The 15,102-nt window shown below is 43.8% G+C and carries 13 protein-coding genes; 8 read left to right on the top strand and 5 right to left on the bottom strand.

Annotated elements, in window-relative coordinates:
• Positions 1-7 precede the first annotated feature (7 nt).
• From hisC to hisG, 3 genes are read right to left on the bottom strand one after another with little or no spacing between them, the layout of a single operon-like run.
• Positions 8-1,054, bottom strand: a complete 1,047-nt coding sequence (gene hisC, locus DP923_RS08000; protein WP_112305311.1) for a histidinol-phosphate transaminase — start codon at positions 1,052-1,054, stop codon at positions 8-10.
• Positions 1,047-2,336, bottom strand: coding sequence for a histidinol dehydrogenase (gene hisD / locus DP923_RS07995; RefSeq protein ID WP_112305310.1), 1,290 nt, complete (start codon positions 2,334-2,336; stop codon positions 1,047-1,049). The genes hisC and hisD overlap by 8 nt, the downstream gene beginning before the upstream one ends.
• A 2-nt stretch (positions 2,337-2,338) precedes the next feature.
• On the bottom strand, positions 2,339-3,190 hold the full coding sequence (gene hisG / locus DP923_RS07990) for an ATP phosphoribosyltransferase (RefSeq protein WP_112305309.1): 852 nt from the start codon (positions 3,188-3,190) through the stop codon (positions 2,339-2,341).
• A gap of 71 nt (positions 3,191-3,261) precedes the next feature.
• On the opposite strand from hisG, the gene DP923_RS16670 reads away from it, so the two are divergent.
• Together DP923_RS16670 and DP923_RS07985 are read left to right on the top strand one after the other, a co-directional pair.
• A complete protein-coding gene (locus DP923_RS16670) occupies positions 3,262-3,405 on the top strand; it encodes a hypothetical protein (protein WP_165838164.1) in 144 nt (47 codons plus the stop codon).
• Between the two features lie 242 nt (positions 3,406-3,647).
• The gene (locus DP923_RS07985) at positions 3,648-4,517 is read left to right on the top strand and encodes a DUF2911 domain-containing protein (protein WP_112305624.1); all 870 of its coding nucleotides are present in this window, start codon (positions 3,648-3,650) and stop codon (positions 4,515-4,517) included.
• A 67-nt stretch (positions 4,518-4,584) separates the two neighbouring features.
• On the opposite strand, the gene DP923_RS07980 is transcribed toward DP923_RS07985, so the two are convergent.
• Together DP923_RS07980 and rpe are read right to left on the bottom strand one after the other, a co-directional pair.
• Positions 4,585-7,017, bottom strand: a complete 2,433-nt coding sequence (locus DP923_RS07980) for a TonB-dependent receptor (protein ID WP_112305308.1) — start codon at positions 7,015-7,017, stop codon at positions 4,585-4,587.
• Positions 7,018-7,030: 13 nt separating this feature from the next.
• The gene (gene rpe, locus DP923_RS07975; protein WP_112305307.1) at positions 7,031-7,687 is read right to left on the bottom strand and encodes a ribulose-phosphate 3-epimerase; all 657 of its coding nucleotides are present in this window, start codon (positions 7,685-7,687) and stop codon (positions 7,031-7,033) included.
• Positions 7,688-8,007: 320 nt separating this feature from the next.
• Between rpe and DP923_RS07970 the strand changes: the two genes are divergently transcribed.
• The 6 genes from DP923_RS07970 (at position 8,008) to DP923_RS07945 (ending at position 14,459) form a co-directional block, all read left to right on the top strand.
• Positions 8,008-10,302: a S46 family peptidase gene (locus DP923_RS07970; RefSeq protein ID WP_112305306.1), complete on the top strand. Its 2,295-nt coding sequence runs from the start codon at positions 8,008-8,010 to the stop codon at positions 10,300-10,302.
• A 461-nt stretch (positions 10,303-10,763) separates the two neighbouring features.
• Positions 10,764-11,495, top strand: coding sequence for a hypothetical protein (locus DP923_RS07965; protein ID WP_112305305.1), 732 nt, complete (start codon positions 10,764-10,766; stop codon positions 11,493-11,495).
• A 103-nt stretch (positions 11,496-11,598) separates the two neighbouring features.
• On the top strand, positions 11,599-12,222 hold the full coding sequence (locus tag DP923_RS07960) for a hypothetical protein (protein WP_112305304.1): 624 nt from the start codon (positions 11,599-11,601) through the stop codon (positions 12,220-12,222).
• 95 nt (positions 12,223-12,317) lie between these two features.
• Positions 12,318-12,818: a hypothetical protein gene (locus DP923_RS07955; protein ID WP_112305303.1), complete on the top strand. Its 501-nt coding sequence runs from the start codon at positions 12,318-12,320 to the stop codon at positions 12,816-12,818.
• An 89-nt stretch (positions 12,819-12,907) separates the two neighbouring features.
• Complete coding sequence (locus DP923_RS07950) at positions 12,908-13,300, top strand: hypothetical protein (protein ID WP_112305302.1); 393 nt, start codon at positions 12,908-12,910, stop codon at positions 13,298-13,300.
• Between the two features lie 73 nt (positions 13,301-13,373).
• Entirely contained in the window at positions 13,374-14,459 is a 1,086-nt protein-coding gene (locus DP923_RS07945) for a serine hydrolase domain-containing protein (RefSeq protein WP_112305301.1), read from the top strand.
• Positions 14,460-15,102 lie beyond the last annotated feature (643 nt).

The raw sequence follows: 15,102 nt of genomic DNA, 5'->3' as shown, positions 1-15,102 counted from the left end.
TGTTAGCTTACCTAAATTCCGAGATTGCTTGTAAAAGTTGTTGGTTTTCTTCCAGCGTGCCCACCGAAATGCGCAGACAGCCTTCGCACCCTTTTATGGTAGAGCGGTTTCGGACAACGATACCTTTGTCTAATAGATAATTATAAAGCCCATCTGCATCTTTTACTTTAATCAAAATGAAGTTGGCATCAGATGGATAAACCTTCTCAACAGTAGCTAGACCTGGCAATGCCAGCATCAGCAATTCGCGTTCCTGAACAATTTCTTCCACCATATCGCACAAGCCTTCGGTATGCTGAAGCGCTTGCAAAGCCAATTTCTGCGTGGCTTCGTTGATGTTATAAGGAGGCTTGATCTTATTTAAAAAGCTAATTATTTCTTCGGAAGCAAAGGCCAGACCAAGGCGTAAGCCTGCCATTCCCCATGCTTTCGAAAAAGTCTGCAGGATCACCAGGTTCGGGAATTCATCAAGCCGTTTTGTCCAGCTGCCGGCATTTGCAAAATCGGCATAAGCTTCATCCAGCACAATTAAACCGTCGAAGTTATCCAGCAGCGTTTCTATACTTTCAGGCTCGATCAGGTTGCCTGTCGGGTTGTTTGGCGAGCAAATAAAAAGGAGCTTGGTGGTAGGTTTTATACTTGCCAGTACTTCTTTCACCGGTATCTGGAAATCAGAAGTTAGCTGCACGGCATCCAGTTGAACATCGTTCAGGTTAGCCGAAACCTCGTACATGCCATACGTGGGCGGTAGGTGCAGCATGCTGTCCTGACCCGGTGTACATACCATCCGGAACAGCAAATCGATTGCTTCATCAGAGCCATTACCTAAAAAGATCTGCTCCGGACGCACGCCTTTAATTTCAGCGATACGGCTTTTTAAGGCCTTTTGCTGCGGGTCCGGGTAGCGGTTATAATTCTCGCCGGCCAGGCTGCCAAGGTTATTTTCGTTTGCATCCAAAAACACTTCTGCAGTGCCTTTAAATTCGTCGCGTGCCGAAGAATAGGCTTTCATCTTCAGCACATTCGGGCGTATAATTTCCTTTAAGTTAAACATCTGAAATCTCTTTTAGCCTGATACTTACTGCATTTTTGTGAGCCTGCAATCCTTCTGCTTCGGCCATTACTTCTATCGTGCGGCCAATCTGCTGCAACCCTTCTCTGGAGATGTATTGGAACGTGATCTTTTTCACAAAACTATCCAATGAAACACCACTATAGGCACGGGCATAGCCGTTTGTTGGCAACGTATGATTGGTACCCGAAGCATAATCGCCGGCAGATTCAGGGCTGTAATTACCCAGGAAAACCGAACCGGCATTTACGATCTTATCCAGTACACTTTCGAAATCGGAAATAGAAAGTATAAGGTGCTCGGGTGCATACTGATTAGAAAAGGCCAGCATAGCATCGGTATCGCGTAACACAATTCCTAAACTGTTGCTTAACGCCTTGGCTGCAAATTCTTTACGGGGCAATACTTCCAGCTGGGCTTTCAGCTCTGTTTCTACCTGGTCGAGTATACTTTTAGAAGTTGTTAAAAGTATAACCTGCGAATCCGGGCCGTGCTCTGCCTGCGACAACAGGTCTGCTGCTACAAAAGCCGGGTTTGCAGTTTCGTCGGCAATCACTAGAACTTCAGACGGGCCGGCAGGCAAATCGATGGCAATACCGGCTTTGCTAACCAATTGCTTGGCAACAGTTACATACTGGTTTCCGGGTCCGAAGATCTTGTAGACCGCCGGAACGCTTTCGGTACCGAATGCAAGTGCCGCAATGGCCTGAGCACCGCCTGCTTTTACAATGCGTGAAATGTTCAGTAACGAAGCCGTGTAAAGTATAGCCGGATGTATAGCGCCGTCTTTGGATGGTGGCGTGCAAAGTATAATATCTTGGCAACCTGCCATACTTGCCGGTATGCCCAGCATCAGGAGCGTAGAAAACAACGGAGCCGTACCACCCGGAATGTAAAGACCAACTCTCTCAATGGCAACACTTTTGCGCCAGCAGGTTACGCCGGGCATGGTTTCGATTTGTTTGATGGGCTCGGCTTGCTGCGCATGGAAAAGCTGTATGTTGCTGTAAGCTTGTAGAATAGCGCTTTTAAGTTCAGGTTCCAGTTGCGCTTCTGCAGCTGCAATTTCTTCTGTTGTTACAAGCAGGTTATCCAGCATAACACCGTTATACTTTATTGCAAGTTCTCGTAAAGCAGCATCGCCCTTTTCTTTTACCAACTGAAATGTTTCCAGGATGCCGGGCTCCAGGTCTTCCAGGTTTTGGGTGGGGCGTTTGGTAAGGGCAGCCCACTCCGATGGGTTCGGGTTAAGTATACGCTGCATCGTTATATGATCATTTTTTCAATCGGAACAACCAGGATGCCTTGTGCACCGGCACCTTTAAGCTTCTCAATGATCTCCCAGAAATCATCTTCATTAACAACAGAGTGTAAGGAGCTCCAGCCCTCCTCTGCTAACGGAAGTATGGACGGCGACTTTGCACCCGGCAGTAAGCGGCTGATCTCGTCGATGCGGTCGTTGGGAGCGTTTAACAGGATATACTTTGCTTTTTGCGCGCGCTGTACGGCATGCACCCGGAACATCAGTTTAGCCAGTATTTCCTTCTTTTCTTCGCTCAGGTTACTATTAGAGATGAGTACCGCTTCTGATTTAAAGATGCGCTCTACTTCGCGTAAGCCGTTACTAATTAAGGTGCTGCCCGAACTTACGATGTCGCAGATCGCATCGGCCAGGCCTATACTTGGCGCAATTTCTACTGAACCGCTGATGGTGTGAATGTGAGCTTCTACGCCCTGCTCCTGTAAATAAGCCTGTAACAAGTTTGGATAGGATGTGGCAATGCTTTTGCCCTGCAGGTCCTGTAGCGAAGTATAGTCGGTGCCTTTTGGCACGGCCAGCGATAAACGGCATTTGGAGAAGCCCAGCCGTTCTACAACCAGTTCCTGCTTGCCTTCTTCTACCAGAACATTTTCGCCTACTATTCCGATATCTGCTACACCATCAGCTACATAGCCCGGTATGTCATCATCGCGTAGAAAAAGGATTTCCAGCGGAAAATTAGTTGATTCTGTTTTAAGTTTTAGGGAGCTGTTAACGAAAGAAATACCACACTCACGGATCAAATTAAGCGAATCGTCACTTAAGCGTCCGGATTTTTGAATTGCTAAACGAAGCATACGGTTTGATAATATAGGATAGAAAAGATAGATACAAAAAGGACCAGCCTATTGTTTTAAACAAAGGCCGAATGGGCAAAACCCACGGGGGCGATATGATCTTATTATTCCTCTTACGAGGAATGATGGATGTGATGAAAATGTACAGCAGCAACTGCGGCAACTGGCGTGGCCGGCAAAAGAAGAGCGCTATGTACGAGAGAGGTGTTCATTAACTTCCTGCAAAGGAAAGTGATTTCTTCAGATAAAAAAACTTTTTAGCTATTTCCTTAACACAATGGCTGTATTTAATTACGCCAAGTGTTTCAAAAGGCTATTGCTCAGGCTGATATTAGCTTAAAAAGTTTTTTAAGTATAATTTTACAAAAAAACATAGCGTTTACTATTAAATGGCATCATTTTTAAAGGCCATTAGTTTCAGAAAACTGATTTGAACAAAAGTATATACCCGGTTACTATGAAAAAGTTTTGCCTTTGCTTCTTTATTTTACTCTGTTTTACCCCATTCGGGCAAAGCATAGCACAGGTGCAGCTTCCGCAGGCCAGCCCAGCCGCTTACCTGAAACAAACCATCGGCCTTACGGATATTATAGTACGCTACCATGCCCCCAGCGTAAAAAAACGAAAGATTTTTGGCGGACTTGTACCTTATGGCAAAATCTGGAGAGCCGGCGCAAACGAAGCAACCCTGATCAGTTTTACCGATGATCTTTTCTTTAACCAGGAACGTGTACCGGCCGGAACCTACTCGCTTTTTGTTATTCCGGATAATGATTCTACCTGGAACATCGTCCTGAACAAAGACACCACGCTCTGGGGTCTGGAAGGCTATAACGAACTGGATGATGTGGCTTATTTCACGGTGAAGCCGCAACAGCATACTTTTACAGAAACTATGCAATTCAATTTTTCTGAGATCAATACCAATACTGGCAACCTGAACCTGATATGGGAAAGCACCAAAGTATCCGTACCAATTGAGACCGAAATTGAAAAGAAAGCCTTGGCCAACATCAAGCAGGCCATCGCAAAAGCAAAGCCAGATGATTGGTATACTTTGGCGCAATGCGCTGAATACATGCTGCCCCGCAAGCAACACCACCAGGAAGCCCTGGAGTGGATCAACAAATCGATTGCGATAAAAGAGACATTTTTGAATAACTGGATTAAAGCCCGGTTATATGCCCAGAACAACGAATTCCAGATGGCGGCAACCTTAACAGCAAAGGCCATTGCTTTGGGTAGCACCGATCCGGAAGAGTATAAAACCTACGCACCGGATATAGAATCTGCTTACAACGACTGGAAGAAGCACAAAATGAATTAAGCTTTTTGAAAGTATAAACAGAAACGGCAACCTCTTATGGTTGCCCGTTTCTGTTTATACTTTATACTTAGAACCGCGCTATAAAACGGACATTAAGCCTGCGCCCGGTCAGGTAGTTGGGTACAGCGTAAGTTACCCCGTTAAAATCTTCGACATACGAGTATGATACCCTGTTCTGCGCATCGATCAGGTTCAGGACTTCCAGCCCGATCCAAAGGCTTTTAAGCGAAGCTTTGTTTTTCGATTCCAGGTCGCCTTCAATTACCAGCAACTTCGAAAAGCCAATATCCACACGCTTATACGATTTGCCATCAAAGGCATTGCGATACTCCGGATTGCGTGGCGGCCCAAACGGCAAACCGCTCCCATACACCAAATTCAGGTTCATGCGGATCGTAGGGTTGTTAGGCAAATGGTCTTCAAAGAAAACACCGATGTTCAGTAACTGGTCCGATGGCCTGCGAATATAGCCTTGCTCCTTCTTGCCTACCAGCTGTTGCCCTGAAGTATAAATTGATACAGAATCTCCCTGTACATTTTCTTTTGTTGTCAGGATTCCCAGGCTAAGCCACGATTCTGTACCCGGAATAAACTCACCGTTCACGCGCAGATCGAGGCCGGCAGCATAGGCTTTGGCATTGTTAAGGGCATTATAACGCAGGCGCACATTATCAATGTCGTAAGGAATAACATTGGTGAGGTGCTTGTAATATACTTCGGATGTCAGTTTAAAAGGGCGCGACCAGGCTGTGAACAAATAATCCGAACCTACGATAGCGTGCAGCGAGCGTTGGGCTTTCAATTCTTTGTTAAGTTCGCCTTGCTGGTTTCGGAGTTCGCGGTAAAATGGTGGCTGATAGTATAAACCGATGGCCGCTTTAAAGGAAAGATCCGGGTTCCGGCGCGTGATAAAGGAATACTGAACGCGAGGCGTAAAAGTAAATTCCCGGTTAAAATCCCAGTAACTCATCCGTACGCCATAAGTCAGGGTTTTAAGCGAATCGAGCTGGTAGGTATGCTGCACATATCCGTTAAAACGCACCGAATTCAGGTTGAGGCTGGAGTTCAGAAAGTAAGCAGGCGTTACAAAATCAGCCGAATCCGTGAAGCCATACTCTGCCAGTTGGTCTTCTATACTTTCCGAACTCGTTTTAAGGCCAAACTGCAACTGGCTGCGCGCACTTAACTGCAGGCTGTTCCGGTTTTCAAGCGTCAGAATTCTTGCCAGCAAGGTGTTGCGGGCATTGTCATACTGGCTTCCGATGCCTCTTATTTGCTGGCACTCTGCTGAGGTGGTTAAGCCATTTTCGAGTTCGCACAACCTGTACCCTGCTTCCAGATCACGGAATTCGCGCTCCCTGGATTGTACCACTGATAAGATGAGTTCAGATACAAAGTTGCGGGTAAACTGATGCGAAAGATTTAACCCGCTTTGTACTGTTTTATACTCCATCAGTTCCCTCCCATCAAACCCAACAAAAAGGCGAAGCGGTGTTTGCTGCGTGCCAAAAGTGGTAGTTTGGGAAGTAGGTTCTACCAGGTAATTGTTCTGTGCGTAATTGGCTAAGATTCCTAAGGTTGTACGGCCACGTTGCAGCGTATCTTTGGACAGATCAATACTTACAAAAGCCTGCGCATCCGAGAATATGGGTTGATAGTCGCCGTCCTGGGGCAAACCCTGCAATAGGTATTGCCCGTTTTTGTGCCGAACACCAAGCAGATACGAAATGCGTTTGTTTTTTGAGGCCGACTCCAGATTCAAGGCGCCGCCTGTTAAACTGCCTGTTACAGAAGCTGCAAATGTTTTGGGTTGTTTATACTTGATATCCAGCACCGACGAGAGCTTATCGCCATACTTTGGTTGCCAGCCCCCAGACGAGAATTCGATGTTACTGACCAGGTCGGGGTTTACAAAGCTAAGGCCTTCCTGCTGTGCTGCCGTGATCAGAAAAGGACGGTATACTTCGATGCCGTTTACATACACTAGGTTTTCGTCATAATTGCCGCCGCGCACCGAGTAGGTAGAAGATAACTCATTGTTGCTGCTGACGCCAGGAAGTGTAACCAGGATCTTGTTAAAATCGCCGAAGGCAGAAGGCAGGCTTTTGGTCTGGCGCGGATCGAGTTTGGTAACGCTAACCTGGTCGCGCGACGAGAGGTCTTTGCGGCCTTCCACGTCTACTGTTCCGAGCTGGCGCGGGTCCGGCTCCAGTATAAAATCGATCGGTTGGTTCTGAGTTATACTTTCAAGTAAACGCTCCTGGTCTTTGTAGCCGAGGTAACGCACCTGCAGCACCACAGTTCTGGTAGTTGGAACCGTTAATTTATACTTGCCGGAAGCATCAGTTTGGGTGGCGGTTGTAGTTCCTTTTATGCCGACAGTGGCAAGTTCGAGCGGCTCGCGTACCGGGGTTAGTACGGTGCCAGAAATAGTAAGCTGCTGGGCTGAAATACCGAAGGGCAAAAGTATAAACAACCACACCGACAGGTATTTCAGCATCAGCAAGTATAAATTAGTTTGATAGCTTCTTGAGATCGGCAATAGTTCGGATCGGGTCTTCGGAAGAGAACACAAAGTTACCAGCCACCAGCACATCGGCTCCGCTGTTCAGTAACAAAGGTGCATTCTGCTTGTTCACACCACCGTCAATTTCAATTAACGTATCAACATTTCTCGAAATAATCAGGTTCTTTAATGCTTCTATCTTACGGTAGGTATTTTCGATGAATTTCTGTCCGCCGAAACCCGGGTTAACCGACATCAGGCAAACCACATCCACATCGGTGATAATATCCTCTAACAGATTGATGGAAGTATGCGGATTGAGGGCCACGCCCGCTTTGGCACCAGTCGCTTTAATTTGCTGCAAGGTGCGGTGCAGGTGGTGGCAGGCCTCCAGGTGCACCGTAATCACATCAGCACCAGCTGCCCGGAAACGCTCGATGTACAACTCCGGCTCCACGATCATCAAATGCACATCCATCGGTTTCTGGGCGTGCTTCTTGATCGCTTCCATTACCGGAAAACCAAACGAAATATTCGGCACAAAACGGCCATCCATGATATCGATGTGCAGCCAGTCGGCTTCGCTGCGGTTAAGCATCTCTACTTCAGATTGCAGGTTAGCAAAATCAGAAGCAAGTACAGAAGGTGCAATTAGTGGTCTCATGGCTGTAAAGGTAAACTTTTATCTCTTAAAAGTATGAACTGAAGCTGCGTAAAAGTTATCTGTATACTAATGAGATTGACAGGATTCTATTAAAGAATTATTTTTTAAAACCTTCGCCCTCGCGCGCGGGACGCGAGCGAGGGCAGTTTAAAATAAAATCTGTTTTGGCCATTCAAAATCATTAAAGTATACTTTACTACGCGCAAAAAGCAGCTGCTCTTTCCTGATCCATCCAATTTCCAAATTTCTTCATCTCCAATTCTTCAAATTATTTTTCATTAACTTGAGGCAAATTTTTAAGACTAACGCTAAACTAAATCATGATCAGTAAACGCATAGTAGCTTTTTTTGCAGCTGCCTGCCTGAGCCTGGGATTGACAACTGCCGGCCCCGACGAAGGGATGTGGTTGCCTTTGCTCCTGAAGCAGCTAAACGAATCGGATATGCAGAAAAGGGGCTTCAAGCTCACTGCAGACGATATTTATAGTATAAACCAATCAAGCCTGAAAGATGCCATCGTACAGTTTGGTGGTGGCTGCACCGGCGAGATCATTTCTTCGGAAGGACTTTTACTTACGAACCACCACTGTGGATACGGCCAGATACAATCGCACAGCTCCGTAGAAAAAGATTACCTGACCAACGGCTTCTGGGCCATGAACCGCTCCGAAGAACTGCCAAACCCGGGCCTGACTGCTACCTTTATCGTGCGCATGGAAGACGTGACCAAGCAGATTCTGGAAGGCACAGGCAATGCAAAAACTGAAGCAGAACGCGAAGCCATCGTGCAACGCAATATTGCCAAAGTAAGCGAGCAGGCAACAGCGGGCACACACTATAATACGGTTATCCGCCCGTTCTTCTTTGGCAAGGAGTATTATATGTATGTAACCGAAACATTCAAGGATATTCGCATGGTAGGTGCGCCGCCGTCCTCTATCGGTAAATTTGGTGGGGATACAGATAACTGGATGTGGCCACGCCATACCGGCGACTTTGCGCTTTTCCGTATTTACGCCGGAGCTAACAACGAACCCACCGATTACTCGCCTAATAATAAACCCTACAAGCCAAAGCACCATTTGCCCATCTCATTAAGTGGCATCAAGGAAAATGACTTTACGCTGGTATTTGGTTTCCCGGGACGCACCAACGAGTACCTTACCTCCCATGCTGTAAAAGAGCTGTACGAAGTATCGAACCCGGCCAAAATTAACATCCGCGAAACCAAGCTCAACATCCTAGACAAGGACATGAAAGCTTCTGACGCCGTTCGTATTCAGTATGCGGCCAAGTATGCGAGTATCGCCAACTACTGGAAAAAGTGGATCGGTGAGAACCGTGGCATACGCAAGGCCAACGCCATCGAGAAAAAGCAGCAACTCGAAAAGCAGTTTGCCCAGTGGGTAGCCGCCGATCCGGCACGCCAGCAAAAGTATGGCAACCTGTTAGCTGATTTCGAGAAGAACTACAAGGCGCTGGAAGGTATCACCATCTCCAGGGATTATATTACCGAAGCAGCCTACGGTGTGGAACTGATTAACTACGCCAACAACTTTGTGCGCCTCCAGGAAATGGTAGACAGCAAAGCGCCGCAGCAAGAAATAAACGCGTTGTTAGACCGAACTGAAAAAGGCGCTGCCGGCTTCTTTAAGAACTACAATGCCCCTTCCGATAAAAAAGTGTTTGCTGCCCTGCTGGACCTGTACTACAAGAACATCGACGCTAAAATGCACCCGGAAGCGTTTAAAACCTTCGCGCAGAAGTATAAAGGCGATTTTGCCAAGTATGCGGACGACGTGTACAGCAAATCTGCTTTAACTTCAGAGGCCGGTGTTAAAAAACTGATAGCTGATGTGAGAGCCGGTAAAACTGCATCGCTGAAAGCTGACCCTGCCATTCAACTGGCTGCCAGCATTGGTGCTTACTATAGAACCAACGTGCTGCCAACTTATACTTCGGTTAACGATAACCTGAGTTTGCTGTACAGAAACTACGTAGCCGGCCTTCGCGAAATGCAGACCGATAAGAAGTTTTACCCGGATGCTAACTCTACGTTGCGTGTAGCTTACGGCAAAGTAGAACCATACGAGCCGCTGGACGGCGTGAAGTATAACTACTACACTACCCTGGAAGGCATCATCGAAAAAGCTGAAACTGGTGCTGCCGAAGATTACGCCATCCCTGCCAAGCTGAAGGAACTGTACGAGAAAAAGGATTACGGTATTTACGGTGTAAATGGCGAAATGCCGGTTGCTTTTATAGCATCCAACCATACCACAGGTGGTAACTCTGGTTCTCCGGTTATCAATGCCAACGGCCAGCTGATTGGCACCAACTTCGACCGCAACTGGGAAGGCACCATGAGCGACATCGTGTACAACCCGGAGCAGGTACGTAATATTTCTATTGATGCGCGTTACATGCTATTTATTGTTGATAAATTTGCCGGTGCCGGGCACCTCGTTAAAGAGATGACTCTGGTAACAGATAATACTTCCGGCTTAGCTCAGGTAGATGCTCGTTCGAAAGAAGAAGCCAAGCCTGCTAAAAAGGAAACCCGCAAAGAGCGCAAAAAGCGTGAGAAAAAAGAGAAAGCCGAACTAGTTAACTAAGCTGGTTTTTATACTTTAAAAACACCCCGTCTATGGTCTAGTCGGGGTGTTTTTGTTTTAGACGATTATATCCGAATATAACCGGGTATATACGGATATAATCGGTTAAGCTATTTCTTTGTTTTTAACTTTAATATTATTTTAAGTAAACTAATTATTTAAAAGTTACTATCTTTCTATTCCTGCAAATTACAGCTTAGTTGCTATAGTGAGAGAATTGGTGCGGGAGAACGGATTTAGTACCTGTTTTTTGGGATGATGCTTTATACTTTACATGGCGTGACTATTTTAGAAACACGTTTCATGCTTATTAAGAAATGGCTATATTAGATAACTGAAATACAAAAACAGATGAAAATAGCCTTTAATCCATTCTGGAAGATGTTAATAGCATTTCAAAAAGTTATAGACGACTTCGGACATAGCGCCAATAACCGTATGTTTACGCTTTTCCAGTAGTTATGCCCAATGCTAAAAATGAAATGAAAACTATAACCGTATTTACAATACTACCATTCTTACTTTTTAGCTTGGTTGCAACTGGACAGACTTATAAGCTAACAGAATTTGTAGAAACAAATCTCCCAGAAGTATCAAGCCCTAATTGGTATAATCTTAATCATTCAAAACATGAATTTGAGGTAAAAAATGTAAATGGAAGTCCTCAAATATTTCGAGCAAAGGATACACCAAAATATGAGTTATCAATTAAAGGCGGAACACTTATAGGTACTGATAATGGAGAATGGGGCGGAGAATTAATTTATAGACCAAATAACACCCCAGAGAAGGTAACGAAAATAAAAGAAGGAAACATTAATTCAATTTTTCACTTCAACAATAAAATATACTTTATCGAAGGACTTGCGCATGGAGTAATCAGTGAGGGAGCTTTATTTGAGCTTGAGTTTTCAAACAAAAAGTTCAAATATAGGAAAGTGCTTGAGTTTGAAGATGCGCCAGAAGCAGTAGCATTTGATAAGGACATAATTCTTATTGCTGCTCACAGTAATTTCTACATAATCCAAGACTTAAAGAAAGAATTAGTACTCAAAGATACTTTCTGGAATAGCTTATACCCAAACTCAATAGCTGTTTTGGACGACAAAAATGTTTATTTAGGAATAAGAGGTGGTATTGTTAAATTAGACTTAGTAACAAGAACACTAAAATTCTTTAAGTATAACCAATAAAAACACAGGGCATAACAATATGTAAAAAGCATGCTTCGGCCGACGGCCTCACACGTTTTTTACACGAGGCCGTTGTGTGCAATAGCAAAAATAAAATACCTCAATGAAGATTAAACTTACCCTAATCATTTTTCTTGCTGCTTTGAATGGTTGCAGTTCTGCTCAACAAAAGCAAGCTCCTGATTTTTGCTTCCAAGACTATGCATCGCCCGAGGCGTTAGAAGCTAAAAGGGATTCATCCTTAGCCTTTGTGAACCTGGTACTCAACAACGAGTTTGAAGCAGCGGAGAAACTATACCCAGCCATATTCAAAATAGACGTGGCTCCTGGAATGTCAGAAGGACCTGGATATGAACCGTACCTTGCTGAAGTAGGAGAGTTTGTCTATGACTATACTAACACTTATGATATTGTTCCATTAGCAGTCTTTCTTGAGAATAGGTACAACTCCCACAACAATGTGTATGATATGCTCCTTCGGGGAAGCCTGAGAGCCGATTCTGCAAATGTGGCAGCGATGTTCCTATTGGCAAAGCTTCGCTATGAGAACAACATCACGGACGATGCCTATTTTCTGGTGCAGCACATGATGAAGTTGGAGCCAGAGAATAAGAAGGTAAGGGAACTGCATGCTTGGTTTCAGGACAATCATGAGCCGTTGGGTATGAACCTGCCAAGCTTTGATAGATTTGTCAGGGAAAAAGTCTACTATCGGGAACTGGACTAAGAACAACAACACACAACAAAGTATAGCTGTTATGCTTCGGCTACGCCTTACCATCTGCTATACCAGTACGTTGGCAGGTATAAGAACTATTAGAAATGATTCAGCTAAATGACCCAGAGTGGAAAGAGCTTGAAGGTGGATACAGAACGCCTTACAACGCTTCTATTGCCCTAAGAAGACTGGAAGAGACGAATAGCTCTGAAGAAGTAGATGATATACTTGCAGAGCTATGGGACGAATTGCATCATCAGGGAAATGTTGGTTTAGCTTCTTATTTTGCTGTTCCTCATTTAATCAGAATAGCTAAAGACAAAGGTATGATTAGTGCGAATATGTTGGGTTTAATAGCGGTCATTGAAGTTCAAAGGCACAAGAAGAATCCACAAATACCTAAAGAATATGTGGAGTCATACTTAGATTCCTTAAATGAAATACCTGAACTCGTAGATTCAGCAAAGAAAAGAGAATGGGACTTGGAATTTACAATAGCAGCCTTGTCAGCGTTAGCAGCATCAAAAAGACAAATAAAAATAGCTCAAGCTGTGCTGAACTTTGACGATGAAGATGTGCTGGATGAATTTCTGGAAACGTATTAAAAATTAAATCTGCCAACACAGCACAGGCATCATGTTCGGCTAATGCCTCACCCGTTGCCTGTCCGAGACCGTTGTAGTAAGTAATATTTATGGAATTCAAACCTCCAATAAGCGACCGCGCGACAGACGAATTAATCAGGATTGCCAACTTTCCGGATAAGTGGAACCCATTGGCCGTTGAACAGGCAAAGAAGGAATTGTTGATTAGGAATGTTCCAGTTAATTATGTGAATAATAAGGGAGCAGTGCTAAACCGCTATGACAAAAAGAAAAAGGTAATAGCTGCCAAGAGAAGAGCAAAAGAAGCCTTTGAGTGGCATGACTTCATCTTCGACTTTCACCATGTGCTGCTTGAAATGCTCTGTGACTGGGATATGAAGAAAGACGGATACATAACAAAACATCGACAAAGGAAATATACACTCACCATCATCTCAATACTAATTCTGATAGTTTACATCTCTTCGAACTTTATAAAATAACAACTGAGAACACTGTATAAACCTTACCTCGGCCGACGGCTTCGTTTCTACTAGACGTTAGATGTAATAATGAATGAACCGAGAACACCATCTATCCAAAAATATTAAAATGAAATATTACCTATTAACAATTATCCTAATTTCTATACTGACAAATGCTTTTTCTCAAGGTAATAGCATTGATTCAGTTATTAAGGTCACAAAAATAAAATATCCCGAAACTGGAATAGTTGTAGGAGTCTTTAAAAATGGTAAAAATTCATATTATGAATCAGGTAACCGCTATAAAAACGGTAAAGCCAAATTGGATAGTTTAACTATTTTCGAGATAGGTTCTGCCACTAAAACGTTTACAGGACTCCTATTAGCAAAAGAAATTGCTAAAGGGCACTTCTCAAAAGACGATTTCTTAGATCTATACCTTCCAGATTCTGTATTACTTGCTTGCAATCTTCAGAAAAGAATTAAACTTACCGATTTGGTTTCTCACCAGTCAGGTCTTCCTAATCTAAGCAGTGATAAATACTTGGCTGAGTTACTTACAAGGGATTCAAAAAATCCCTATCGGTTTGTTACTGAAAAGTATCTCTATTCTATTCTAAAACATACAGATACTTTAGCGAGCTACCGTACTTATCAATATAATAACTACGCTTTTAGCCTGATGGGCCTCATAATAGAAAAAAGAAACCACCGGGATTACGAACTTTTGGTTGAGGATGAAATTTTGAAACCATTCAACATGTCATACACAACTTTTCAAATTGCCTCTAATAAACAAAATAGAGCAGGATTATATGACCAGAGAGGCAAGGTACAAGATGATATAATTTTAAATCATGTAAATCCTGCAGGGGGATTAAGATCAAATGCTGTGGACTTATTAAAGTATTTGAAAGCGCACCTTCAAGCCTCAGAGATACGTGAAGCGGTTGAACTCACCCAACTTACGTACTACCATGATTTGAATAAAAGAATTGGTTTGGGTTGGGAAATTACTGAAGAATACTTTCAAAAGGATGGCGACACATTTGGAAACTCAACACTAATCAGATATTCTCCAAAACATGATATTGCTATAGTTGTACTGTCGAATCATCAAAATGGCCAATTGGTTCGTGACATAATGGATAGAGTTTATGACAACCTTATAAAATAACGTACTACGCCCAACAACACCTAATCGCCATTCTTCGGCCGACGTCCTAGCCCGTTGTTTAGCCTAATTGTTAACACACTTTTAAAAATAAAAAAATTCTGCATTTGCTGTTATTGACATTCGTATTTAGCTGTAGTAACAAACCAGCTGAAACTGCAATGGCAGAAGAAAATATTCAGGTAACCAGCGAAATTGAAAATCCAGCCGATGTTAAGGAAGAAGCGGCTGATCAGTACTCTGTTGATAAGGCGATAAAAGCAGATTTTGATTAGGCTAAAAGGCAAGTTCAGACGCGCTGACACCAGAAACTCTCAATTCACGGAAGAGAAACGGTATAATTGAAGTCTTGAAAAACGGAAAGTGGAAACCTCTAACAGCTTTCAAAGACAAATTGAACAGCCCCGAATCCGATGATGATGAAATAAGGAAATACAAGTTTGCTGGGCAAATTAAGTCAATCAATAAATTTATTGTAGAGGGCTACTTCTGAGAGCATTATGAATGCTCTCTGTTTGACAAAGCAACAGGCAGAATAGATACTACTTGGACTAGGCCTTATATCTCCCGCGACAAAAAAATGTCAGTCAGTCTTTCAATGCCATACGGACTGGAAGGGACTCCCCTCGGGATTCAGATATTTAGA

The organism is Pontibacter arcticus (genome assembly GCF_003284895.1).
In the GTDB taxonomy this organism is placed as follows: Bacteria; Bacteroidota; Bacteroidia; order Cytophagales; family Hymenobacteraceae; genus Pontibacter; species Pontibacter arcticus.
This window is presented reverse-complemented; position numbering and strand designations above follow the sequence as displayed.

Excerpts from the sequence above, each read along its gene's own strand:
- hisC (WP_112305311.1), bottom strand. The coding sequence starts at position 1,054 with ATGTTTAACTTAAAGGAAATTATACGCCCGAATGTGCTGAAGATGAAA.
- hisD (WP_112305310.1), bottom strand. The coding sequence starts at position 2,336 with ATGCAGCGTATACTTAACCCGAACCCATCGGAGTGGGCTGCCCTTACC.
- hisG (WP_112305309.1), bottom strand. The coding sequence starts at position 3,190 with ATGCTTCGTTTAGCAATTCAAAAATCCGGACGCTTAAGTGACGATTCG.
- DP923_RS16670 (WP_165838164.1), top strand. The coding sequence starts at position 3,262 with ATGGGCAAAACCCACGGGGGCGATATGATCTTATTATTCCTCTTACGA.
- DP923_RS07985 (WP_112305624.1), top strand. The coding sequence starts at position 3,648 with ATGAAAAAGTTTTGCCTTTGCTTCTTTATTTTACTCTGTTTTACCCCA.
- DP923_RS07980 (WP_112305308.1), bottom strand. The coding sequence starts at position 7,017 with ATGCTGAAATACCTGTCGGTGTGGTTGTTTATACTTTTGCCCTTCGGT.
- rpe (WP_112305307.1), bottom strand. The coding sequence starts at position 7,687 with ATGAGACCACTAATTGCACCTTCTGTACTTGCTTCTGATTTTGCTAAC.
- DP923_RS07970 (WP_112305306.1), top strand. The coding sequence starts at position 8,008 with ATGATCAGTAAACGCATAGTAGCTTTTTTTGCAGCTGCCTGCCTGAGC.
- DP923_RS07965 (WP_112305305.1), top strand. The coding sequence starts at position 10,764 with ATGCCCAATGCTAAAAATGAAATGAAAACTATAACCGTATTTACAATA.
- DP923_RS07960 (WP_112305304.1), top strand. The coding sequence starts at position 11,599 with ATGAAGATTAAACTTACCCTAATCATTTTTCTTGCTGCTTTGAATGGT.
- DP923_RS07955 (WP_112305303.1), top strand. The coding sequence starts at position 12,318 with ATGATTCAGCTAAATGACCCAGAGTGGAAAGAGCTTGAAGGTGGATAC.
- DP923_RS07950 (WP_112305302.1), top strand. The coding sequence starts at position 12,908 with ATGGAATTCAAACCTCCAATAAGCGACCGCGCGACAGACGAATTAATC.
- DP923_RS07945 (WP_112305301.1), top strand. The coding sequence starts at position 13,374 with ATGAACCGAGAACACCATCTATCCAAAAATATTAAAATGAAATATTAC.